Source organism: Streptomyces sp. NBC_00249, assembly GCF_026342355.1.
Classification (GTDB): Bacteria; Actinomycetota; Actinomycetes; order Streptomycetales; family Streptomycetaceae; genus Streptomyces.
This window is the reverse complement of the sequence record NZ_JAPEMV010000007.1, coordinates 60,026-81,617: the sequence shown is the minus strand read 5'-3', so window position 1 is coordinate 81,617 and position 21,592 is coordinate 60,026. Positions and strand designations below refer to the sequence as shown.

16 protein-coding genes are annotated in these 21,592 nt (G+C 72.4%); 11 read left to right on the top strand and 5 right to left on the bottom strand.

The window, feature by feature from the left end; all coding sequences use genetic code 11:
• Nucleotides 1-12 precede the first annotated feature (12 nt).
• Both OOK31_RS27680 and OOK31_RS27675 read left to right on the top strand, forming a co-directional pair.
• On the top strand, nt 13-1,131 hold the full coding sequence (locus tag OOK31_RS27680; protein WP_267090089.1) for a DUF3533 domain-containing protein: 1,119 nt from the start codon (nt 13-15) through the stop codon (nt 1,129-1,131).
• Complete coding sequence (locus OOK31_RS27675) at nt 1,067-1,789, top strand: acetate uptake transporter (RefSeq protein WP_323188257.1); 723 nt, start codon at nt 1,067-1,069, stop codon at nt 1,787-1,789. The genes OOK31_RS27680 and OOK31_RS27675 overlap by 65 nt, the downstream gene beginning before the upstream one ends.
• Before the next feature lie 472 nt (nt 1,790-2,261).
• Here OOK31_RS27675 and OOK31_RS27670 read toward each other — a convergent pair whose 3' ends face one another.
• On the bottom strand, nt 2,262-3,914 hold the full coding sequence (locus OOK31_RS27670) for an amidohydrolase (RefSeq protein WP_267090087.1): 1,653 nt from the start codon (nt 3,912-3,914) through the stop codon (nt 2,262-2,264).
• Nucleotides 3,915-3,949: 35 nt separating this feature from the next.
• A complete protein-coding gene (locus OOK31_RS27665) occupies nt 3,950-5,350 on the bottom strand; it encodes a cytosine permease (protein ID WP_267090086.1) in 1,401 nt (466 codons plus the stop codon).
• 141 nt (nt 5,351-5,491) lie between these two features.
• Between OOK31_RS27665 and OOK31_RS27660 the strand changes: the two genes are divergently transcribed.
• The gene (locus OOK31_RS27660; protein WP_267090085.1) at nt 5,492-6,112 is read left to right on the top strand and encodes a TetR/AcrR family transcriptional regulator; all 621 of its coding nucleotides are present in this window, start codon (nt 5,492-5,494) and stop codon (nt 6,110-6,112) included.
• A gap of 72 nt (nt 6,113-6,184) precedes the next feature.
• On the opposite strand, the gene adhE is transcribed toward OOK31_RS27660, so the two are convergent.
• The gene (gene adhE / locus OOK31_RS27655) at nt 6,185-8,779 is read right to left on the bottom strand and encodes a bifunctional acetaldehyde-CoA/alcohol dehydrogenase (protein ID WP_267090084.1); all 2,595 of its coding nucleotides are present in this window, start codon (nt 8,777-8,779) and stop codon (nt 6,185-6,187) included.
• A 317-nt stretch (nt 8,780-9,096) separates the two neighbouring features.
• On the opposite strand from adhE, the gene OOK31_RS27650 reads away from it, so the two are divergent.
• The gene (locus OOK31_RS27650; RefSeq protein ID WP_267090083.1) at nt 9,097-9,999 is read left to right on the top strand and encodes an alpha/beta fold hydrolase; all 903 of its coding nucleotides are present in this window, start codon (nt 9,097-9,099) and stop codon (nt 9,997-9,999) included.
• A 43-nt stretch (nt 10,000-10,042) separates the two neighbouring features.
• On the top strand, nt 10,043-10,507 hold the full coding sequence (locus tag OOK31_RS27645; protein ID WP_267090082.1) for a hypothetical protein: 465 nt from the start codon (nt 10,043-10,045) through the stop codon (nt 10,505-10,507).
• Nucleotides 10,508-10,528: 21 nt separating this feature from the next.
• Here the strand turns inward: OOK31_RS27645 and OOK31_RS27640 are convergent, their stop codons facing one another.
• A complete protein-coding gene (locus OOK31_RS27640; RefSeq protein ID WP_267090081.1) occupies nt 10,529-11,083 on the bottom strand; it encodes an NADPH-dependent FMN reductase in 555 nt (184 codons plus the stop codon).
• 265 nt (nt 11,084-11,348) lie between these two features.
• Here OOK31_RS27640 and fxsA point away from each other — a divergent pair, with 265 nt between their 5' ends.
• The 6 genes from fxsA (at nt 11,349) to OOK31_RS27610 (ending at nt 21,034) form a co-directional block, all read left to right on the top strand.
• Entirely contained in the window at nt 11,349-11,513 is a 165-nt protein-coding gene (fxsA, locus tag OOK31_RS27635) for an FxSxx-COOH cyclophane-containing RiPP peptide (RefSeq protein WP_267090080.1), read from the top strand.
• A 28-nt stretch (nt 11,514-11,541) separates the two neighbouring features.
• Nucleotides 11,542-13,794 carry a radical SAM/SPASM protein FxsB, inactivated metallohydrolase extension form gene (fxsB, locus tag OOK31_RS27630; protein ID WP_267090079.1) on the top strand — a complete coding sequence of 751 codons (2,253 nt, stop codon included), beginning with the start codon at nt 11,542-11,544 and terminating at the stop codon, nt 13,792-13,794.
• Nucleotides 13,791-14,612, top strand: a complete 822-nt coding sequence (locus OOK31_RS27625; protein ID WP_267090078.1) for an aminoglycoside N(3)-acetyltransferase — start codon at nt 13,791-13,793, stop codon at nt 14,610-14,612. Before fxsB ends, OOK31_RS27625 begins: the two co-directional genes overlap by 4 nt.
• A gap of 43 nt (nt 14,613-14,655) precedes the next feature.
• Nucleotides 14,656-16,089: a TIR-like protein FxsC gene (locus OOK31_RS27620; RefSeq protein ID WP_267090441.1), complete on the top strand. Its 1,434-nt coding sequence runs from the start codon at nt 14,656-14,658 to the stop codon at nt 16,087-16,089.
• Nucleotides 16,073-20,047 (top strand): FxSxx-COOH system tetratricopeptide repeat protein, encoded by a 3,975-nt coding sequence (gene fxsT / locus OOK31_RS27615; protein WP_267090077.1) that lies wholly within the window; start codon nt 16,073-16,075, stop codon nt 20,045-20,047. The genes OOK31_RS27620 and fxsT overlap by 17 nt, the downstream gene beginning before the upstream one ends.
• 90 nt (nt 20,048-20,137) lie before the next feature.
• On the top strand, nt 20,138-21,034 hold the full coding sequence (locus tag OOK31_RS27610; protein WP_267090076.1) for a DUF4231 domain-containing protein: 897 nt from the start codon (nt 20,138-20,140) through the stop codon (nt 21,032-21,034).
• A gap of 45 nt (nt 21,035-21,079) precedes the next feature.
• Here the strand turns inward: OOK31_RS27610 and OOK31_RS27605 are convergent, their stop codons facing one another.
• Entirely contained in the window at nt 21,080-21,559 is a 480-nt protein-coding gene (locus OOK31_RS27605) for a hypothetical protein (RefSeq protein ID WP_267090075.1), read from the bottom strand.
• Nucleotides 21,560-21,592: the final 33 nt, after the last annotated feature.

Here is a 21,592-nt window from a genome sequence, read left to right as displayed (position 1 = left end):
CAGCGTGAGGACATGACCCAGCCCACCCAGAGCACCGCCTCCGGTCCCTCCGGCGGCTTCCTCGCCGAGGTCAAGGACGCCGTGACGACCCGGGCCGCCCTGCTGGTCCTGGGCGTACTGGCCCTTCAGCTGGCCTTCATCACCTCCTACATCGGGGCCTTCCACCACCCGAAGCCCGACAGGATCCCCCTCGCGGTGGCCGCCCCGGTCGAACAGGTCGCCGAACGGTCCGCGAAGCAGCTCGGCGAGCTGCCCGGCACCCCGCTCGACCCCCGCGCCGTCAAGGACCGGGCCGCCGCGGTCCGCCAGATCCAGAACCGGGACGTCGACGGGGCGCTGGTCATCGACCCGGCCGGGAGGCGCGACGAGCTGCTCGTCGCGAGCGGCGCCGGAGCCTCCCTCTCCCAGGCCGTCGAAGCGGTCGTCGGCGCGGCCGAGAAGGCCCAGGGCCGCGAGATCCGGGTCATCGACGTGGCCCCCGCCGACCAGGGCGACAGCCGCGGCCTGAGCTCCTTCTACCTGGTCATCGGCTGGTGCGTGGGCGGCTACCTGTGCGCCGCGATCCTCGCGATCAGCGCCGGCGCCCGGCCCGCCAACGCCGCCCGCGCCGTCATCCGGCTCGGCGCGCTGCTGCTGTACTCCATCGCCGCCGGGCTGCTCGGCGCGGTCATCGCCGGCCCGGTCCTGGGCGCGCTGCCCGGCCCCCTCATGGCGCTGTGGGGGCTCGGCACCCTCGTCGTCTTCGCCGTCGGCGCGATCACCCTGGCCCTCCAGGGGCTGGCCGGCGTGGTCGGCATCGGCCTGGCGATCCTGCTGGTCGTGGTGTTCGGCAACCCGAGCGCGGGCGGCGCCTACCCGTACCCGCTGCTGCCGCCCTTCTGGAGCACCATCGGCCCGGCCCTGCCGCCGGGCGCCGGTACGTACGCCGCGCGCTCCCTCACGTACTTCGACGGCAACGGCGCGGGCGGGCCGATGCTGGTGCTGGCCGCGTGGGCGGTGGCGGGCGCCGCGATCACGGTGGCCTGCGCGGTGATGCGCCGGGGACGGCCGGGCGCCGCCGTGGGCAGTGGCCTGCCCGACGACTCCCCCTCCGTCCCCCGGTTCGCCGGTGACGGGGAGCCCGGGCGGTGAACACGCCCGTCCTCCGCAACCGGCAGGGGCCCGCCGAACAGGCCGTCTCCGTCAAGCGGATGGAGCCCAGCGCGCAGGCGCAACTGGGTGCGCTCGGCTCACCGGCTTCATCGTGGTCACCGTCATCGCGACCGGCATCGACGCGGGGATCTTCCCGGAGGAGCTCGGTCACTCGGTGCTGCCGCTGGTCGGGTTCTTCATCGGCGGGCTGGCCCAGCTGCTGGCCGGGCTGTTCCAGGCCCAGCGCGGCGACACGTGGCACGCCACCGTCTTCGGCGGCTTCGGGCTCTTCTGGATGGCGAAGGCCTGCCTGATCCAGTGGGTGCTGCCGGCCACCGACCCCGCGTTGCGCGGGGACGTCAGCGGGCTGTTCACCCTGCCCTGGGTGTTCGTGGTGTTCGTGCTGTGGCTCGGCAGCTGGCGGATCCACCTGGTGCTGCTGTCCACCTTCAGCTGCGTGCTGGTCGTCTTCGTCGCGATGACCGTCAGCGGGTTCACCGGGTCGCCGACCTGGAACCGGGTCACCGGCTGGTCCGGTCTGCTGGCCGCGCTCGGGGCGACGTACCTGCTCGCCGGGCAGATCCTGGCCTCCACCTGGGGCCGCCAGGTCCTCCCCATGGGGCGCTTCCTCGCGCCCGAGGAACACCCGGAGGCGTAGGGCGGTCCGGCGTTCCCACCGCCCTGGCGCTGGCCGCGCGGTAACCAGGGCTCCGGGGGGGGCGGGGTCGGGGACGGGGTGGGGTGCCGTCCGGGATAGGCATGATTTATGGCGCCCCCTCCGCAGCTTCGTCGGGTGACGGGGTACCGCGCGCCAACAAATCACGTTTTACATCCCGGACGACACCCCACCCCGTCCCCGACCCCTCACGTCTCTGATCCCGACGAATCCAGCCCCTCCGGCGTTTGAGGAGCGGGGGTCCGGGGGCTGGCCCCCGGCAACGCACCCGCACGCGAACGGCTACGCCCAATCCAGCCCCGCCGCCACATCCAGCCTCGCCGGCGTTTGAGGCGTGGGGGCCCGGGGCGGAGCCCCAGGTTTGTGAGCCGCGCCGGCGTTTGAGGCGGGAACGGTGGAAGGGTGGGGTGGGGACGGGCCCGCGCAGCGGGATGTCCGGTACCGGCCGGCCAGGCTACGGGCGGCGGTGGGCGATATCGCCTGCCACCACCACCGTTTCGGCGACCGTCCCCGGAATCTCGGCGGCCGGGATCCGCAGGATGTCCCGGGACAGGATCACGAAGTCCGCCGCCTTGCCGACGGTGATCGAACCCCGTTCGGTCTCCAGGAAGTTCGCGTAGGCCGAGCCCATCGTGTAGCCGTGGACCGCCGTCTCGACGGACACCGTCTCCTCCGGCTGCCACGCCTCGCCCCCGCCGAGCGGGCGCCGGGTGATCGCCGTGTAGATCCCGACCATGGGGTCCATCTCGGCGACGTTCCAGTCGCTGGAGAAGGCCAGCACGGCTCCCGCCTCGTTCAGGCTCCGCATGGGCCAGGCCTTGTGCCAGCGGTCCTCGCCGACGTTCTCGGCCCAGTCCTGCCCGGGGCCGGCGATCTCGGGCGCGCAGTGGCGGGGCTGCATGCAGGCGACGACGCCCAGTTCGGCGAAGCGCGGCACGTCCTCGGGGTCGAGGCATTCCACGTGAACGACCTGGTGACGGGCGTCGCGCGGGCCGTTGACGGTGCGGGCGTGCGCGACGGCGTCCAGGACGGTGCGGATGCCCCGGTCCCCGGTGGCGTGGACGAAGCACTGGAAGCCGCGCGCGTCCAGCTCGGCGAGGAGGTCCGCGAACTCCTCGGCCGGGTAGAAGGTCTCGCCGCGGTGGTGGCCGCAGCCCGCGTACGGTTCCAGGAGTGCGGCCGTGCGGGGTTCGACCACGTCGTCGATGTACAGCTTGAGCGGGCCGACCCGCAGCCGGTCGCCGGGGAAGCGGCGTGCGGCGTCGGCGAATTCGTCGAGGTCGGTGTCGGTGGTGCCGCGCGGATGGAAGAGGGCGGCGACGATCCGTGAGCGCAGCCGTCCTTCGGCGCGGGCCCGTTCGTAGAGTTCCAGGTCGTCGAGGGAGTTCTGCGGTTCGACGACGGTGGTGATGCCGAAGCCGATGGCGTCGTCGAGGCTCCGGGCGAGGCGCCCGTACTGGCGGTCCGGGGAGGCCCACGGGACGCCGAGTTCGCGCAGGGCGCGGTGCCCGTCGCGGGAGAGGCCCTTGACGGCGAAGTCCTTGACGAAGCCGGTGGGTTCGCCCGTCTTAGGGTCGAGGGCGGCCGTGCCGAAGGGGAGGTCGGTGCGGTCGCGGGTGATGCCGAGGCGGTGCAGGGCGGCCGTGTTCAGCCAGGCCGTGTGGACGTCGTACGAGAGGACGATCGCCGGTACGTCCCCGGTGACCGGGTCCAGGTCGGCGGCGCACGGCATGCGTCCGCCCGGGATCGCGGAGTAGTCGAAGGCCTCGGCCTCGATCCAGGTGGCATCGGGGTGCTCGGCCCGCCAGGCGCGGATGCGTTCCTGGATGCCTTCGAGGGTGCGTACGCCCGCCAGCTGGACGCAGTCGGCGTCGGAGCCGAGCCGGACGTGGTTGTGGGCGTCGATGAAGCCGGGCAGGACCAGTCGGCCGCCCGCGTCGATCCGCTCGGTGTCCGGCCCGGCCCAGGCGGCGGCTTCGGCGTCGGAGCCGACCCAGACGATCACCCCGTCGCGGACGGCGAGGGCCTCGGCTTCGGGCAGGGCGGGGTCCACGGTGTGGATCCGGGCTCCGGTGAGCAGCAGGTCGGCGGGGAAGGGGCGGGACATGGGGCGCTCCAGTGCGTGGTCGTGCGGGTGGGAGGTCAGGCGGCGGGGGCGTAGGTCGGGCGCCGGCGGGTGAGGGCCCAGTAGACGAGGCCGGAGACGACCGAGCCGAGCAGGGTGAGGTCGGCGCCGCCGAGGGGGGCGACGAGGGGGCCGGTCCACAGTTCGGAGTCGCAGGTCAGGGCGGCGAAGGCGAGGCCGGCGAGGAGGGCGGTCATCCCGGCGGGGTGGTAGCCGGAGCGGTACCAGTAGGCGCCCTGCGGGCCGGCGTGCAGGGCTTCGGCGTCGTAGTGGCAGCGGCGCAGCAGCATGTCGGCGAGGAAGACGCCGCCCCAGGGGGCGAACACGATGATCAGGAGGGAGAGGAAGGAGAGGAGGGAGGTGGTGAAGTCGGTGAGGAAGAGCGCGGCGAGGGAGCCGGCGGCGGTGACGACGGCGCTGATCGCGAGGGCGCGGGCGCGGCTCCAGGGGATGCCGAGGACCTGGAGGTTCAGGCCGGAGGAGTAGAGGGTGATGATCGAGTTGGTGACGGAGCCGCCGAGGACCAGGAAGAGGAACACGGGCTGGAACCAGCCGGGCAGCAGGCTCTCGGCTCCGGCGACGGCGTCGGTCATGTCGGTCTGGGTGGCGGCGGCCACTCCGGCGATGCCGAGGGCCACGGAGGAGACGATGCCGCCGAGGGCCCCGCTCCAGGTGATCGACTTGAGGGAGGTGGTGCGGGGCAGGTAGCGGGTGTAGTCGGCGGGCATGGGCAGGTACGAGAAGGGTCCGGCCAGCATGACGACGAAGGCGAGGCTCCAGCCGGAGAGGCCGGGCGCGGTGGCGGCCTGCGCGGAGGTGTCGGCGCCGGGCAGGACGAAGACGAGGAGCGCGCCGAAGCCGGCGGCCAGGACGTACGCCGCCCAGCGTTCGGCGAACTGCACGGTCGCGTGGCCCCACAGGGTGACGGCGAAGGTGAGTACGAGGGTGACGGCGAGCGCGAGGGCGCGGGCGGGGGTCCCGTCCGCGAGGCCGGTCTCGGCGAGGAGCAGTTCCAGTGCCAGGGTGCCGACGACGGTGTTGACGATGGTGTAGCCGATGCTCACCACCCAGTTCAGGACCCCGGCGGGGAAGTTCCCGCGGACCCCGAAGGCGGCGCGGGAGATGACGAGGGTGGCGGTGCCGGTGCGGATGCCGCTGAGGCCGGCGGCGCTGATCGCGAAGAAGGACAGGGCGCTGAGCACGACCACGGCGGTGGCCTGCCAGAAGGACAGTCCGAAGGCGACGGCGAGGGCGCCGTTGATCACGTAGGTGAAGGTGAGGTTGGAGCCGAACCAGAGCCAGAAGAGGTCCTTGGCGCTGCCGTGCCGTTCGGCGTCGGGGATGGGGTCGATCCCGTGGGTCTCGACCCGGAACACCTCGTCGACGTCGGCGCTCCCCTGTGTCTCCTGCTGCCCCATGGCGGACCCCTGACTCTGACCGTGAACCTTGAATGACGTTCTAGGTTCTTGAATGGCATTCAAGATGCGGTGCGCGATGGGGGCACGTCAAGACCTTGTCCGGGATAAGGTCGGGCGGAGGAAGATCAGGAAGGCGGGACGGTGGCGGGAGCGGCACGACGGCGCGACGGGCAGGTCGCCCAGGAGCGGATGCTCGAAGAGGCCATGGCGGCGATCGCCGAGAACGGGCTCGCCTCGCTCACCATGTCCGCGCTGGCCGAGCGGCTCGGCACCAGCGGCGGGCACATCCTGTACTACTTCGGCAGCAAGGACCGGCTGCTGCTGGAGGCCCTGCGCTGGAGCGAGGAACAGCTCGCGGTCGACCGGCGGGCCCTGCTGGGCCGCCGCGTGACGGCCACCCGCAAGCTCGACCAGTTCCTGGAGCTGTACCTGCCCGAGGGGCCGCGCGACCCCCGCTGGACCCTGTGGATCGAGCTGTGGGCGCGCACCGCCTCCAACGAGCCGCTCAAGGCCGCCCAGGAGGAGATCGACGAGGGCTGGCAGCAGGACCTGGAGGCGCTGCTGGCCAAGGGCGTGGACCAGGGCCGCTTCGCCCCGCTCGACGTCCCCGCCCGTGCCTCGGAGCTGCTCGCACTGCTGGACGGGCTGAGCACCCGGGTGGTCCTCGGCCAGCGGGGCGCCGACCGCGCCCAGGCGCTGGAGCGGGCCCGTACGGCGGCGGCCCTGCTGGTCCCGGCCCCGCTCAGGGTCCCGCCCGCGTAGGAGTCCGGCACGCACTGCGCCCGCCCGGGTCCTGTCGGTCCGGGCGGGCGGGGTGCTGTCCTTCGCGGCGGTTCAGCTGCCGTAGTACGCCTGGCGCATCAGCTGCTCCATGTCGTCGATCATCGGCATCCGCGGGTTGGCGGGGGCGCACTGGTCGGCGTAGGCGTTCACGGCCTGGACCGGCAGGGCCTCGAGGAAGGCCTGCTCGTCGACGCCCTCCTCGGCGAAGGAGGCGGGGATCCCGCACTTGGTGCGCAGTTCCTCGACGGCCCTGGCGTAGGACTCGACGCCCTCGGCGGGGGTGGCGGCCGGCAGGCCGAGCATCCTGGCGATCTCCTGGAAGCGCTCCGGCGCCCGGTAGACCTCGGCCTTCGGCCACGGGGTGGCCTTGTGCGAGACGGTGCCGTTGTGGCGGATCACGTGCGGCAGCAGGATCGCGTTGGTGCGGCCGTGGGCCACCTTGAAGGTGTTGCCCAGGGTGTGGGCCATGGCGTGGACCAGTCCCAGGAAGGCGTTGGCGAAGGCCATGCCCGCCACGGTCCCGGCGTTGTGCATCTTCTCGCGGGCCTCGGGGTCGTTCGGGCCGTCGACGACGCACCGCTGGAGGTTCTCGAAGATCAGCTTGATGGCCTGGAGGCAGAGGCCGTCGGTGTAGTCGTTGGAGTACGCGGACACGTACGCCTCGGTGGCGTGGGTCAGGGCGTCGAAGCCGGAGTCCGCGGTCACCGTGGCCGGCAGCCCCATCGGGAGGACCGGGTCGACGATGGCGACGTCCGGGGTCAGCGCGTAGTCGGCGAGCGGGTACTTCTGGGCCGCGGCCGGGTCGGAGATGACGGCGAAGGGGGTGACCTCGGAGCCGGTGCCCGAGGTCGTCGGGATGGCGACCATCCTGGCCTTCTCGCCGAGCGGGGGGAACGTGTAGGCGCGCTTGCGGACGTCGAAGAACTTCTCCTTCGTGTCCTCGAACTCCACCTCCGGGCGCTCGTACATCAGCCACATGATCTTCGCGGCGTCCATCGGGGAGCCGCCGCCGAGGCCGATGATCGTGTCCGGCCGGAACTCGCGCATCAGCGCGGCGCCGGCCCGGACGGTGGCCAGCTCCGGGTTGGGCTCGACGTCGTCGATGACCTGGACGGCGACCGCGCCCGGCCGGGAGGCCAGGATGTCCGTGACCTTCTGCACGAAGCCGAGGGCGACCATCGTCCGGTCCGTGACGATCGAGACGCGGCTGATGCCCTCCATCTCACCGAGGTAGCGGAGGGAGTTGCGTTCGAAGTAGATCTTCGGCGGCACCTTGAACCACTGCATGTTGTTGTTGCGCCGTCCGATCCGCTTGATGTTGACCAGGTTGACCGCGGTGACGTTGCCGGCCACCGAGTTGTGGCCGTACGAGCCGCAGCCGAGGGTCAGGGAGGGCAGAAAGGCGTTGTAGACGTCGCCGATGCCGCCGAAGGTGGAGGGCGAGTTGGCGATGACGCGGATCGCCTTGACCTTGCGGCCGAACTCCTCGACGAGCTCCTCGTCCTCGGCGTGGATGGCGGCGCTGTGGCCCAGTCCGTGGAACTCGACCATCGCAGCGGCGAGTTCGAGGCCGTGCTCGGTGTCGGCGGCCTTCAGGGCGGCCAGCACCGGGGAGAGCTTCTCGCGGGTCAGCGGTTCGCCCTCGCCGACCTCGTCGCACTCGGCGAGGAGGAGGGAGGTCCCCTCGGGGACGGTGAAGCCGGCCTGTTCGGCGATCCACCGCGGGGACCTGCCGACGACCGCCGGGTTCAGCTTGGCGCCGGCGCAGTCGGCGGCGTAGGCCGTCGTACCGAAGACGAACTGCTCCAGCTTGGTCTTCTCGGCGGCGGTGACCACATGGGCGCCGAGCCGCCGGAACTCGGCGAGGCCCGCCTCGTAGACCTCCTGGTCGAGGATGACGGCCTGCTCGGAGGCGCAGATCATGCCGTTGTCGAAGGCCTTGGAGAGCACGATGTCGTGGATCGCGCGGGCCAGCTTGGCGCTCTTGTGGACGTACGCGGGGACGTTGCCCGCGCCGACGCCCAGGGCCGGCTTCCCGCAGGAGTAGGCGGCCTTGACCATGGCGTTGCCGCCGGTGGCGAGGATGGTGGAGACGCCCGGGTGCTTCATGAGGGCGCCGGTGGCCTCCATGGAGGGCTGCTCGACCCACTGCACGCAGTCCTCGGGGGCGCCGGCGGCGACGGCGGCGTCGCGGACGATGCGGGCGGCCTCGGCGGAGCAGTTCTGTGCGGAGGGGTGGAAGGCGAAGATGATCGGGTTGCGGGTCTTGAGTGCGATCAGCGCCTTGAAGACCGTGGTCGAGGTGGGGTTGGTGACCGGGGTCATCGCGCAGACGACCCCGACCGGCTCGGCGATCTCGGTGATGCCGTTCAGCTCGTCGCGGCGGATGACTCCCGCGGTCCTCAGGCCGCGCATGGAGTTCACCACGTGCTCGCACGCGAAGAGGTTCTTGACGGCCTTGTCCTCGAAGAGACCCCGGCCGGTCTCCTCGACCGCGAGCCTCGCGAGCTCACCGTGCGCGCTCAGCGCGGCCAGCGAAGCCTTCTTGACGATGTGGTCGACCTGCTCCTGACTGAACGACTCGAACCGGCCGAGCGCCGCCAGCGCGCCCTGGACCAGCCCGTCCACCCTCTCGTTGGCCTGCATGGAAGGAACTCCTTCATTTCGACCCGGCCCGGCCCGAAGACCGGCGTGGAACCGTTTTCCTGATGACTCAATTCGACACCCGAAAGCGGAAGACACCCCGCCGAAAAAGCCCTTTCACGGCAGGTCGAAGGGCCCTTCAGGCCCGTTCAGGCTTCCCGAATCACCACTCTGACCTGCGCAGACGTATCGGGACCTAAGACCCCTGCACGCTTGTGAAAACTTTCACAAGAATTTGCCGCGAGTGCGCCCTACCGCGCTCCCCGGCCGGAGAGCACAATCGGCGTGACTGCTCGCGCCGGACGTGAGGGAGGGAACGCGTGCGCAAAGAGGTGCGCACCGCGGACGGACGCACCGTGGTGGCCGAGCGCTGGGGCGACCCCGACGGCAAGCCCGTCCTCCTGCTCCACGGCATGCCCGGCAGCCGGCTGGGACCGGCCCCCCGCGGCATGGTGCTCTACCAGCGGCGGATGCAGCTCATCGCCTACGACCGGCCCGGCTACGGCGCCTCCGACCGCCACTGCGGCCGGACCGTCGCCGACGTGGCCCACGATGTGGCCGCCGTCGCCGACGCCTTCGGCCTGGACACCTTCGCGGTGGCCGGCCGCTCCGGCGGCGGGCCCGGCGCGCTGGCCTGCGCCGCCCTGCTGCCCGACCGGGTGACCCGGACGGCCGCCCTGGTGCCGCTCGCGCCCCGGGACGCGGAGGACCTGGACTGGTTCGCCGGGATGGCCGCCTCGAACGTGAAGGAGTACACCACCGCCTCCGCCGACCCGGAGGAGCTGGCCGCCCGGCTCATCCCCCGCGCCGCCGGGATCCGCCGGGACCCGGGGCGGCTCCTGGAGGAACTGCGGCGGGAGCTCACCGTCAACGACCGCATGATCGTCTCCGACGCGGGGCTGCGGTCGATGCTGCTGCGCAACTACCGCGAGGGGGTGCGCACTTCCGCCTGGGGCTGGATCGACGACATCCTCGCCTTCAGCCGCCCCTGGGGCTTCGACCCCGCCGACATCCGCTGCCCCGTACTGATCTGGCACGGCGAACTGGACGTGTTCTCCCCCGTCGGCCACTCCCGCTGGCTGGGCCGCCGCATCCCCGGCGCCACCACCACCATCGACCCCGCCGCCGCCCACTTCGCGGCCTTTCGCGCCCTGCCCGACATCCTCACCTGGCTGCTGCGCGAACTGCCGGCCCCGCCCCTGGGCGCACAACAGCCCGCCTGACCCCGGCCGGAGGCGGGAGGGGCGGGTCTGCTTCCATGACCCCATGGAAGCCATGGTGACGAGCCTCGTCGCGGTCGTCGGAACGCTGCTGGGCTCTACGGTGACGCACCTCTTCCAGCAGCGCTCCGCGCGGCGGACGGAGCACACCGCCCGTCAGGAGCGGATGCGGCAGGAGCGGATGGACCTGTACGGGGAGTACGCCGGGCTGCTGGTCGAGTTCCGCCAGGCCATGCTGCACCACTGGTTCTGCGTGCACGAGGGCACCGACGCCGAGGAGGAGACGGCCCTGCGCGGGCGCTCGTTCGAGACGCGCTCCCGCACCCAGCAGGGCCTGTTCCGGATCCAGCTGGTCACCGGTGAACCCGAGCTCCTCGCCGTCGCCGCCGAGGCCTTCGAGGCGATCGGGAGGATCGACCGCGCGGCCGTCCGCGAGGAGGTCGTCCCCCGGCGGGACGCGACCCGGGAGCTGATCGACTCCTTCGTCACCACCGCCCGCCGCCACCTCTGACCGGCGCGGCGCCCACACGGCCTAGGCCGGCTTCGCCGCCTCCAGGAGCACGGCGAGGACCCCGGCCAGGCGTTCGCGGTCCTCGGGGGACGTGAGGAGGCCGTCGGGGCCGATCGAGTCCCGGGACACGGGGATGCGTACGCAGGCCTCCTCCACCACCGAGGCACCCGTGTAGCCCAGCACCGTGCGCAGCGTGGCCGAGGCCCCGTCACCCCGGCCGGGGGCGGCGGCGTTGACCCAGGCGACGGGCTTGTCGCCGATCTCGGTGCCGCCGACGGTCCAGTCCAGCAGGTTCTTGAAGGAGCCCGGCAGGGTGCCCGCGTACTCCGGGGAGCAGACCAGCAGGGCTGCCGCCCCGGCGACCGCCGCGCGCAGCGCGGCCACCGGGGCCGGCAGCGGGTCGGTGTCGTCGTCGGGGTTGAAGTGCGGGAGTTCGCCCAGGCCTTCGTAGAGGACGGCCTCCAGCGGTGTGCGGGACCCGGCGGCGACGGCCCGCGCGGTGCGCAGCACCGCCTCGTTGGAGGAACCGGCGCGCAGGCTTCCGGAGAGCAGCAGGATCACGGGGGGCTCGGTCATCCGCCCAACCTACCCAGCGCCCCGGCGGGCCCCGCGGCGCCCCCGGGGATCCACCGGGCGGCCGCCCCGGAGAAATGGATCTTGAGTTCCGGCGAACGGCCGAATACACCCTCTTGAGAATTCCGCCACGCTTTCTATAGAACGCTTGACCAGGCGTCATGTCTCGGTTGCCAATGGGGTGTGGACGAGTAAAGTCCACGCTTGACAGCAGCGAGCGCTGCTGTCATTCCTCCCCCTTTCACATGGCCTCCCCGAGGACGGTGTCGTGAACACTTCCGCAACCCCCCCGACCAGCACGGTCAAGGACCGCCGGGTCCCCCTCGCGAAGATCGACGTCCGCAGCGCGTCCGCCGCCGCCGCGCTCGGCCGCGTCCTTCCGTCGGAATCCGGCCGTCACGGTCAGGCGCCGATCTTCAACTCTGCGCTCTGACGGCGAACTCCGCCTTTACACTGGCGGAATGACCGGCCTGATCGCATTTCGCGAGATCGTCCTGAAGGTTCACAGCAGATGCGATCTCGCTTGTGATCATTGCTACGTCTACGAACACGCAGATCAGAGCTGGCGGGCCCGGCCGAAAGTGATCTCCCCCGGGGTCATTTCCCAGACCGCGTCGCGGCTCGCCGAACATGCCCGTGACCATGCACTCCCCTCCGTCACGGTGATCCTCCACGGAGGGGAACCCCTGTTGGCCGGCCCGGCCCGACTGCGGCTCGTGTGCGAGGAGTTCACCCGCGCACTCGCCGGTACCGCCGGACTGGATCTGCGGATCCACACCAACGGCCTCCAGCTCAGCCGCCGTTACCTGGACCTCTTCGCCGAGTACGGCGTCCGGGTCGGCGTCAGCCTCGACGGCGACCGCGAGGCCAACGACCGCCACCGCCGCTTCGCGGACGGCCGTACGAGTCACCCCCTGGTCCTGGCCGCCGTGGCGCTGCTGCGCTCCGAGCCCTACCGCCACCTCTACCAGGGCCTGTTGTGCACCGTGGACGTGGCCAACGATCCGGTGTCCGTCCTCGACGCCCTCGTCGGACTCGCGCCGCCCCGCGTGGACTTCCTGCTCCCCCACGCCACCTGGCAGACCCCGCCGCCCCGCCCCGACGGCGCCCCCGACGCGTACGCGCGCTGGCTGCTGCGGATCTTCGACCACTGGGAGCAGCTGGGCCGGCCGGTGCCCGTACGGCTCTTCGAGTCCCTGTTGTCCACCCTGCGCGGCGGGCCCAGCCTGACCGAGTCCCTCGGGCTCGCGCCGACCGACCTCGTGGTCGTGGAGACCGACGGGACGCTGGAGCAGGTCGACTCCCTCAAGAGCGCCTACGAGGGGGCCGCGGCCACCGGGTTCAACGTCTTCGAGCACGCCTTCGACCAGGTCGCGGCCCACCCCGGGGTGCGGGCCCGGCAGCTGGGGCTGGCGGGGGTCAGCGACACGTGCCGCCGCTGCCCGGTCGTACGTTCGTGCGGCGGCGGGCTGTACACCCACCGCTACCGGCCGGACAACGGCTTCGACAACCCCTCCGTGTACTGCTCCGACCTGCGCGAGCTGGTGGACGGGGTCGAGGGGCGGACCGCGTCCCGCCAGACCGCACCCGAGCTGGCCGACCCGGCCGAACTCGCCCGGTCCCACGAGGAGCTCACCCGGGTGCTGCTGGCCCGCCTCGCCGGCGAGCTGGCCGCGGACCCGGACTGGGCCCGGGCCTGGGAGCTGCTGGCCGGGGCCGAGGGTGCCGGGGAGGCGGGCGCGGACGCGGTGGACGCCGTACTGGACCACCCGTTCACCCGGACCTGGGTGCTGGAGGCCCTGGACGCCGCCCTGCAGGGCCGTCCGGACGCCACCGGGGCGGCGCGCAGGCTCGCCGCGCTGACCACGGCCGCCGTCCTGCGGGGCGGGCTGGACCTGCCGGCCGAGGTGGCGTACCGGGACGGTGAGGTGTACCTGCCGACGCTGGGGCTGCTGCGGCTCGGGGAGCCGGGCACGGACGGCCGGGCCGTGCTGCGCGCCACCGATGAGGGGTACGCCGTACGGGACGGGCGCACCGAGCACCGCTTCGGCCCGGCGGCGGGCGACGCGCGCTGGCTGCCCGTACGGACCTGGTCGCCCGGGCCGGACGCGGCCCCGGTGGCGCTGGAGGACCTGGACCCGTACCGCAACTGCTTCGCCCGCCCGCCCCGGCTGCGCCTCGGGGCCGGGGAGGCCGACGCCTGGCGGGGCCGCCTGGACGCGGCCTGGGCCCTGCTGCACCGCACCGTCCCCGAGTTCGCGCGGGCGGCGGCCGCCGGGCTGAGCACCCTGACCCCGCTGGCCGGCGGGCCCCGCGCCGGGGGCTGGGGCGAGGCGGGGCGGCACGGGCCGGGAGCGCTCGGGCTGCCGTACACGGCCGGGGTCCGGGAGACCGCCCTGGCCCTGCTGACGGGCCGGCGCCGGGCCCGGCTGCGGGCGCTGACGGAGGTGGCCGACCTGTACACGCTGGACGGGGCCTGGCAGCACCCCTCGCCCTGGCGGAGCCGCCCGGTCCCGGTGTCGCGGCTGCTGGCCGACGTGCACGAGCGGGTCGCGGTGGAGGCGTACCGCCGGGCCACGACCACGCACGAGCCGGACGGGGCGGACCGGATCCACCGGGCCCTGGACCGGCTGTCGGAGGCGGCCGAGCTGACGGTGACCGGTAAGCGCCTGGTCGCGGAGCTGCGCTGGGAGCTGAAGACGGTGGACGCGTGACCCCGTCGGACGCACCGGACGGGGCCCGCGCGGCGCCGACGGGGGTCCTGGCCCTGGCCGTGCAGCTCCGGCTGCTCGGTGTGCGCCCCCGGCAGCGGCTGCTGGTGCACGCCGCGCTGGGCGGTACGGGCCTGCGCGCCGAGCGGCTGCTCGACGCGCTGCGCGGGGTCCTGGGGCCGCACGGCACGCTGGTGGTCCCGGCCTTCACCGCGGAGAACTCCCTCACCTCCACCGCCCATCTGGCCAGGATCGCGGGCCTGAGCGGGCCCGAGGTGGCGGCGTTCGTCGCCCGGATGCCGGCCTTCGACCCGGAGCGCACCCCGAGCCAGGGCATGGGCGCTTTCGCCGAGGCGGTGCGTACCGCGCCGGGGGCGGCGCGCAGCGGCCATCCGCAGACCTCTTTCGCCGCGCTCGGCGCGGACGCGGGGCGGCTGTGCGCGCAGCACCGTGTCGAAAGCCATCTCGGTGAGGAGTCGCCGCTGGGAAAGCTGTGCTGGGAGGGGGGCCAGGTACTCATGATCAATGTGGGATTTTCGGCCTGTACCGCTTTCCATCTCGCGGAGTACCGAATTCCGAAGCCCCCCTTGCGCATGTACGACTGTGTGGTGAAGGTGAACCTTCCGGGGGGCGGGCAGGGGGAGGAGTGGACCGCGTACGAGGACGTCGCGCTGGACGACGGCGATTTCGCGGAGATCGGCAGGACATTCCCGGATTCACGGATGCGCAGGGGACGGGTGGGCGGGGTTTCCGCGACGCTCTTCGCGATTCCGGACGCAGTCGATCACGCCCTCGACTGGATGACCGAAAACAGACGCTGAATGACTGAACGAGGAGGGGATGTGGCGAAGCGGCTCCGGAATGATGTTCCTTCGCTCGCATCTTCGGGACGGGGGTCGTGTGCCCGCATCAGTGCAGCCGTATTTTTTTCTCAGTTATGCGCATACACCGAGGTTCGGGGCCGGAGGTCCCGACCCCGACATGTGGGTCGAGCGCCTCTTCCGGGACCTGTGCAGCCACGTCATGGCGCTGACCGATCTTCCCGCGGGCTCCGAGGCCGGTTTCATGGACCGGGAGATACGCAGCGGCGAGGGCTGGTCGGAACGGCTGGGGGCGGCGCTGGCCACCTGCCGGGTCTTCGTCCCCCTGTTCTCGCCGCGCTACTTCGCCAGTGAGATGTGCGGGCGGGAGTGGTTCGCCTTCGCCCAGCGGGCCATCCACCACGGCGCGGTGAGCAACCGGAACGCCGAGGCCATCGTGCCCGCCCTGTGGGTACCGGTGCCGCCCTCCCAACTGCCCGGCCCCGCCGAGCGGTTGCAGTTCAACCACAACACCTTCGGCGATCGCTACGTCACCGACGGGCTGTACGGGCTGATCAAGCTGCGCGGTTACGCCGAGCAGTACGAGCGGGCCGTGTACGAGCTGGCCAAACGCATCGTGCGGGTCGCCGAGACGGTCCGCCTGGACCCCGTACGGCCGGTGGACTACCGGGTGGTGCCCAGCGCCTTCGGCCCCGCCGGCGGTCGCGCCGGCCTGGGGGGCCAGGGCGGCGCCCCGGCCCGCACCCTGCACGTGACCGTCGCCGCCGCCTCCCGGCACGACCTGCCGGAGGGCCGCAGCCCCGAGTACTACGGGGAGAGCGCGCTCGACTGGAACCCGTATCATCCGGTCTCCCAGCGGCCCGTCGCGTACGTCGCCGAGGAGCTGGTGAAGAACCTCAACTACCAGACCAGCATGTCCTCCTTCGACGACGAGGCCGGGCACTTCGACAGCAAGCAGCCGCCCACCCGCCCCGAGATCCTGATCGTCGACCGCTGGGCGGTGGAGGACGAACAGCGGCGCCGGCGCCTGGCCGCCTTCGACCAGGAGTCCCGGCCGTGGATCAACGTGGTCGTGCCCTGGAACCGCTACGACCACCAGAGCAAGGCCAAGGAGGACGAGCTGGCCCGGCGGCTGGAGGAGACCCTGCCCGTCAAGATGGGCCAGGGCCGGGCCGCCTGCCGGGCCGCCGCCAACGGCGTGGCGAGCATGGAGACCCTCGGCCAGATCCTTCCCCAGGTGGTGGAGGCGGCCGCGCAGCAGTTCCTCAGACACGCCCAGGTGTACCTGCCGGCCGGGAACACCCACACCGAACGCCCGCGCCTGATCGGGCCGATGGGGATGAACGGACCGCCCGCGCCACCACGGGCCCCCTTCCCGCCCGACGTCCACCGCGGACCGGCGGGACCCGGCGGGCCCGACGCGCCAGACCACAGCACCGACAACGACCGGGGGGACGCGGATGACAGCGAGTCGTGACAGCCGGGACGGACGGATCGTCACCTTCTATTCCTACAAGGGCGGTACGGGCCGCACGATGGCGCTGGCCAACACCGCCTGGATCCTCGCCGCCAACGGCAAACGGGTCCTCGCCGTGGACTGGGACCTGGAAGCCCCGGGCCTGCACCGCTTCTTCCACCCCTTCCTGGACCCCTCCACGCTCGGGGCCACCACCGGGGTCATCGACCTGATCAGCGAGTACGCCTGGGCCGCCACCAGCCCGGTGCAGCGCGCCGACGACTGGCACAAGGACTACGCGAGAATCCAGCCGCACGCCGTGTCCCTCACCCCGGAGACCCTGGGCTGGGAGTTCCCCGACGGCGGCACCCTCGACTTCGTCTCGGCGGGCCGGCAGAACCGCGAGTACTCGGCGACCGTGTCCACCTTCGACTGGGACAACTTCTACGACCGGCTCGGCGGCGGCCTCTTCTTCGACGCCTTACGGGCGGACATGAAGCGGAACTACGACTACGTCCTGATCGACAGCCGCACCGGCCTGTCCGACATCGCCGACATCTGCACCGTCCACCTGCCCGACGTGCTGGTCGACTGCTTCACCCTGTCCGACCAGTCCATAGACGGCGCCGCCTCGGTCGCCCGGCAGATCGACGAGCGGTTCAACGACCGGGGGATCAAGATCTACCCGGTGCCGATGCGCATCGACGAGGGCGAGAAGGAGAAGGCCGACGCGGGCCGGGCGCTGGCCCGGATCAAGTTCGACCGCTTCCCGAACGGCCTGGTCGGCGACGAACTGACCTCCTACTGGGGCGCGGTGGAGATCCCGTACCGGCCCTACTACGCCTACGAGGAGACCCTGGCCACCTTCGGCGACGAGGCCGGGCTCACCAACTCCCTGCTGTCCGCCTTCGAACGGCTGACCACGGTGGTCACCGAGGGCGCGATCACCTCCATGCCGCCCATCGGCGAGGAGGTCCGGCTGCGGATCCGCGACGCCTTCACCCGCCGCCGCCCCGCCCTGCCGGCCGACCTGTTCCTGTCCTACGTCGCCGAGAACCGGATGTGGGCCGACTGGATCGAGTCGGTGCTCACCCGGGCCGGTTTCCGGGTCGTCCCCAAGGACGTCTCCGCCGAGCGCGCCCCGGACACCTCCCCCGGGGACACCCTCGGCGCGGGCATCAGCGTCGACACCGCCGCCCGGACCGTGGTGCTGCTCTCCAGCGCCTACCTGAAGTCGGCGCGGGCCGTGGACGTGTGGAACCGGGCCGCCGCCGAGGACCCGACGGGCGGCCGCCGCCAGCTGGTGCCGCTGCGGGTGGGCGACGTACGCCTGGCGACGCCCTACATCGACCGCAACCCCGTGGACCTCTTCCGGCTCGACGAGGTGCACGCGACCACCGCCCTGCTGCGCGCGGTGGAACGCCCGACGGCCCTGCCCGACACCGTGGCCAGCGCCTCCCAGCCGGGCCCCCGCTTCCCGGGGACGGTCCCGAAGATCTGGAACGCGCCGCCCCGCAACCCCGGTTTCACCGGGCGCAGCATCGTGCTGGAGCGGATGCGCGACCAGCTCGGCGGCGGCATGGCCGTGGTGCTGCCGCAGCCGCAGACCCTGTACGGGCTCGGCGGTGTCGGCAAGACGCAGGTGGCGCTGGAGTACGTGCACCGGTTCATGGCCGACTACGACCTGGTGTGGTGGATCTCCTCGGAGGAGACCGACGACGTGGTCGCCGCCCTCGCGGAACTGGCCGTGCGCCTGGGCGCGCAGACCGGCGACGACATGGCGTCCGCGTCCCAGGAGGCGATCGACCTGCTGCGGCGCGGGGTTCCGACCTCGCGGTGGCTGCTGGTCTTCGACAACGCCGACGATCCCGAGACGCTGAAGCGGTTCTTCCCGCCGGGCGGCCCCGGGCACGTCCTGGTGACCTCCCGCAACCAGTCCTGGTCCCAGTACGGGGACGCGCTGCCGGTGGACGTGTTCCTGCGCGAGGAGTCCATCGAGCACCTCCAGCGGCGCGCCCCCGGGCTCACCAAGGACGACGCCGAGCAGGTGGCCGTGGCGGTGGGTGACCTGCCGCTGGCGGTGGAGCAGGCGGGCGCCTGGATCGCGGAGACCGCGACGCCGGTGTCCGCGTACCTGGAGCAGCTGGCGCAGCAGGCCGCGCGGGTGCTGGGCCTGAACCAGCCGCCGGGGTACCCGCAGCCGGTGGCCGCGACCTGGAACGTGTCGATCGAGCGGCTGCAGTCCCGCTCCCCCGCGGCCGTGCGGCTGTTGCAGCTGTGCGCCTTCTTCGCGCCGGAGCCGATCTCGGCGAACCTGCTGTACAGCAAGGAGATGATCGACGCGCTGAAGCCGTACGACTCCTCGCTCCAGGAGAAGCTGGTGCTGGGCCGGGTGATCCGGGAGATCGGCCGGTTCGCGATGGCCAAGGTCGACCAGGTGAGCAACAGCATCCAGGTGCACCGCCTGGTGCAGGCGGTGATCCGGGCGCAGCTGACGGAGGAGGAGCAGCGCGAGGCCCGGCACGCGGTGCACCGGATCCTGGCGGGGGCCCGGCCGGACGACGACGAGCCGATAGACAATCCGGAGACCTGGCCGCGGTTCAACACGATCTGGCCGCACCTGAGCCCGTCGGAGGCGCGGTTCTGCAAGGAGCCGGAGACCCGCCGGCTGCTGATCGACCGGGTGCGCTACCTGTGGAAGCGCGGTGACTTCAAGGCGGCGTACGCGCTGGGCGAGGAGCTGCGCGAGACGTGGAAGGAGACCCTGGGCAACGACGACCTCCAGTACCTGTACCTGCGTTTCCACCTGTCCAACATCCTGCGCTCGCAGGGCCGGTTCGTGGAGGCGAAGGAGCTGGACGAGGTCACGCTGGAGCGGCAGCGGACCGCGCTGGGCCCCTCGCACCCGCACACGTACATGACCACGAGCGGTCTGGCGATGGACCTGGGCGCGCTCGGCCGGTACGGCGAGGCGATGGAGCTGGCGACGGCCGCGCACGAGGGCTTCGGGCAGATCTTCCACGAGGCGCACCCGCGCACCCTGGCCGCCGCGAACAACCTGGCGCTGAACCTGCGCATGATCGGGCAGTACTCCCGGGCGCGGGAGATCGACCAGGAGGTCTTCGACCGGCGTACGGAGGTGCTGGGCCCGGACCACCCGTACACGCTGTCCTCGGCGCAGAACCTGGCCCGGGACCTGCGCGAGGTGGGCCGCTACGACGATTCGGTGCAGCTGCTGAGCCGGACGTACGAGATCTACAAGCGGCAGCTGGGCCGGGCCTTCCCGGGCACCCTGTCGGCGGCGAAGAACCTGGCGGTGTCGCTGCGGCGGGCGGGCGAGCTGGAGAACGCGCTGCGGCTGACGACGGCGACCCGGGCCCGGTACCGGGCGAAGTACACCTCGGTCAACCCGGACCTGCTGGCCTGCGAACTGAACCTGGCGGCGGACCTGTTCGCGACCGGGGACCCGGGCGCGGCGCGGGACCTGGCGCAGGAGGTGGTCGACGAGTACATGAAGGTCCCGGGCGAGAAGCACCCGTACACCCTGGCCGCGGTGAACAACCTGGCGGTGTTCCACTGGGGCACGGGCGCCGCGGACACGGCGGAGACGATGCTGCGCCAGACCATCCTGTGGATGCGCGAGGTCCTGGGCGACAACCATCCGCACACCGTCTTCGCGCACCTGAACCTGGCCAACGCGCGGGCCGACCTGGGCGATCCGGAGGGCGCACTGGAGTTGGAGCGGCTCGCGGTGATGCGGCTGCGCGAGGCCCTCGGGGCGCACCACCCGGAGACCTTGGCGAGCGCGTCCAACATGGCGGTGAGCCTGGACATGATGGGCCGCAAGGAAGAAGCGGCCCGGGTGCGGGCGGAGGCGGTCGCCGAGCTGGCGCGTCTCCTCGGGGAGGACCACGGTCTGACCCGGTACGCCCGTGACGAGCGGCGGGTCCACCGGGACCTGGAGCCGCTCGCGGTGTGATCCGAGCGCGGGCGGCGGGGGCCGTACGGTCCCCGCCGCCCGGGCGGCAGACTGCCCGACGGCACCTTGGGGGGCGCTGTGACCGACAGCATGACCTTTCGCAACGAGGACCTGCCGGCCCTCTTCCACCACACCGATCAGGCGGCGGTCTCCCGGCAGCGGGAGTCGACGCAGGCCACCCGCGCCCAGCTGATGCTGCTGGTCGCGGCGGCGGGGGCGGCCGCCCTGCCGTCCGGGCCCGCGGTGGGCCCGCTGCACGTGTTCGGGGCGCTGGCCGCGCTGGCGTACGCCGGGGTACTGGGCGTGGGCGTACGGGCGACCCGGCGCCGGGCCCGTCCGCAGTGGCAGCTCAACCGCAGCGCGGCGGAGTTCATCAAGTCCCTGGCGTGGCGGTACGCGGTGCACGGGGCGCCCTTCGGCAGTGAGGCCGACGGGGCCGAGGAGGTGTACCGGACGCGGCTGGAGAAGGGGCTGGCCGAGCTGCGCAAGATGGGCTGGAAGGATCCGCGCGCGGCCGGTCTGGTGCCGGAGGGCGGGGAGATCACCGGGGCCATGCACCGGCTGCGGGGGCTGGACTACCAGGTGCGCCGGGAGACGTACGTACGGGACCGGCTGATCGAGCAGCGCAGCTGGTACCAGCGCAGGGCGGAGGGGTCGCGGCGGGCGACGGCGCTGTGGTCGTGGGCGATCGTGCTGCTGACGTGTCTGGCGCTGCTGTTCGCGCTGTTCGGGGCGTTCGGCTCGGGTCCGGGGCCGCGGCTGACGGCGCTGCTGAGCGCGGCCGCGGCGGCGGGGATCGCGTGGAACGAGGTGCGGCGCCACCATCCGCTGATCGAGGCGCACACGCTGATCGAGCAGGACCTGTCGGCGATGATGGTGGTGATGCAGACGACCATCTCCGAGTCGCAGTGGCCGTCGGCGGTGTACGAGACGGAACGGTACGTGTCTCCGCAGCACACGGACTGGCTGGCCCGGCACAGCAGTTGACGACCCCGGCAATTGAGGTGCGGGCGGGTGCGGCTCGGTCCCGGGTCAGTCCCGGGTCACGCCCTCGCGCCAGATGACGGTGACGGGTTTGCCCAGCGCCCGGGCGTAGGCGACGATCTCGGCGGTGCCGCCGTGGCCGCGCGCGGGCAGGCCGTCCCAGACGGCGACGAGCCGGTCGCAGGAGTCGGCGATGTAGGTGCCGGCCGCGTAGTACGCCTCGTCCGTGGAGCGGTCGAAGGCCATCAGGACCTCCTGGGCGGCGCGGCGGCGCAGCCGGCGGTAGCCGGCCAGGGCGTCGGGGTCCTCGAAGGTGTCCTCGTAGTCCCCGCTGGGGATCACGACGGTGAGGTCGGCGCCGTGTTCCAGCGCGATGTCGGCGAAGAGCTGGTCCGCGCCGTCGGCGAGGCTGGAGAAGGCCTCCAGGGGCCCCTGGTGGCCGCCCAGTACGGAGTGCAGGGCCTCGCGTACGTGGCCCAGCACCTCGCCCGGGATCGCCCGGTGGCCGGTCACGCCGATGCGCTTCATACGAAACCTTCCCCCCGTGGACACCCCTGGACA

What these genes read in the sequence shown, in the direction of transcription:
- OOK31_RS27680 (WP_267090089.1), top strand. Translation starts at nt 13, where the DNA reads ATGACCCAGCCCACCCAGAGCACCGCCTCCGGTCCCTCCGGCGGCTTC.
- OOK31_RS27670 (WP_267090087.1), bottom strand. Translation starts at nt 3,914, where the DNA reads ATGTCCCGCCCCTTCCCCGCCGACCTGCTGCTCACCGGAGCCCGGATC.
- OOK31_RS27665 (WP_267090086.1), bottom strand. Translation starts at nt 5,350, where the DNA reads ATGGGGCAGCAGGAGACACAGGGGAGCGCCGACGTCGACGAGGTGTTC.
- adhE (WP_267090084.1), bottom strand. Translation starts at nt 8,779, where the DNA reads ATGCAGGCCAACGAGAGGGTGGACGGGCTGGTCCAGGGCGCGCTGGCG.
- OOK31_RS27645 (WP_267090082.1), top strand. Translation starts at nt 10,043, where the DNA reads ATGGAAGCCATGGTGACGAGCCTCGTCGCGGTCGTCGGAACGCTGCTG.
- OOK31_RS27640 (WP_267090081.1), bottom strand. Translation starts at nt 11,083, where the DNA reads ATGACCGAGCCCCCCGTGATCCTGCTGCTCTCCGGAAGCCTGCGCGCC.
- fxsB (WP_267090079.1), top strand. Translation starts at nt 11,542, where the DNA reads ATGACCGGCCTGATCGCATTTCGCGAGATCGTCCTGAAGGTTCACAGC.
- OOK31_RS27620 (WP_267090441.1), top strand. Translation starts at nt 14,656, where the DNA reads ATGTTCCTTCGCTCGCATCTTCGGGACGGGGGTCGTGTGCCCGCATCA.
- fxsT (WP_267090077.1), top strand. Translation starts at nt 16,073, where the DNA reads ATGACAGCGAGTCGTGACAGCCGGGACGGACGGATCGTCACCTTCTAT.
- OOK31_RS27610 (WP_267090076.1), top strand. Translation starts at nt 20,138, where the DNA reads ATGACCTTTCGCAACGAGGACCTGCCGGCCCTCTTCCACCACACCGAT.
- OOK31_RS27605 (WP_267090075.1), bottom strand. Translation starts at nt 21,559, where the DNA reads ATGAAGCGCATCGGCGTGACCGGCCACCGGGCGATCCCGGGCGAGGTG.